2 protein-coding genes are annotated in these 1,099 nt (G+C 59.0%); both read right to left on the bottom strand.

Annotated elements, in window-relative coordinates; all coding sequences use genetic code 11:
* A partial coding sequence (locus PHA01_RS29095; RefSeq protein WP_271899720.1) for a transposase occupies nucleotides 1-874 on the bottom strand: 874 nt, incomplete at its 3' end.
* Nucleotides 875-889: 15 nt separating this feature from the next.
* The coding region (locus PHA01_RS29100; protein WP_271899721.1) for a hypothetical protein at nucleotides 890-1,099 on the bottom strand (210 nt) is incomplete at its 5' end.

The following is a 1,099-nucleotide window of genomic DNA, read 5'->3' on the forward strand; positions in this document are numbered from 1 at the left end:
CGGCCGCGAGGACGAGGATTGGCTTTTTGCCGGCAGCGACGAGGCGTTTGTAGAAGGAAGCAAACTCTCCCCGTCCTCGCGCTGCCTGCATTGCGGGCATGAACAGGATTGTTCCAACCTCTGGCCGCCCACCGCGCATTCTGCGATATCCAACCGTCCTTCCGCTCTCTTTGGGATGGGGTGCCAGTCCGGCAAGTGCCGCAGCTTGTCTCCGGTCCATTTGCCCCAGTTCCGGCAGGGTAGCGATAAGAGCTGCTGCGGTTGTTGTGCCAATGCCTTTCATGGCGGTTACCACCTCAGCCCTGCGTTTGAGGGCCTCATCGGTGCGCAACAATGTCTCGATTGCCCGATCAAGGTGTTCGATCTGCCGGTCGATGACGGCGATCATGGCCTTGAAGGTGGCTGCAAGTTCGCGGTTACCCGGTGCGCCTGCACGATTGCGTTCGGCCACCCGGATGGCCACCAGATCGGCACGACGGCGTATAAAAGCCTTGAGCCTTGCCTGGCAAGGGTTGGGTGCCTGCCACACGGCAAGGCATGCCCAACGCTCCACGCCATAGGCGGATAGTTCCCGTGCGTCGATTGCGTCGCTTTTGCCGAGACGTCCGCGGGAACGGATGAAGGCTTTGAGCTTGATCGTATCAACGCGATGCACGGCCAGTCCGGCCCGGAGACATTCCTCGATCAGGGTGGTTTCATAGCCGCCAGTGGGCTCACAAACGGCAAAGTCTGCGTTGCAATGGCGCAGGAAGTGCCTGATCCTGGCTTGTTGGTTTGCAATGATGGTGGTGTTGGCTCCATCGGAAATTGCGATAGTGTCTTTGGAGATGTCGAAGCCAAAACAACGGCGAGGTGGATGATGCAAGAAAGCCATGCTGATGCTATCCTCTCAAAGCGGCTTTGGATTGTTTGCGGGCGTGACGAACAGCGGCCCCATCAACTCTCCAAGCGATGGCGGAATGCGGCAGGGAACCTTGATGACATCGGGTGTTGCCCAAACCTCGGACGGTCGCTTGCCGCAGCGGCTGCGGGCTGTGAATGAGCCCGCAGCCGCATCAACAAAATACCTCATCCCAAACAAACAATCCTCGGGCTTGAC

Origin of the sequence: Candidatus Phyllobacterium onerii, from assembly GCF_028331445.1 — a bacterium.
GTDB classification, from domain to species: domain Bacteria; phylum Pseudomonadota; class Alphaproteobacteria; order Rhizobiales; family Rhizobiaceae; genus Phyllobacterium; species Phyllobacterium onerii.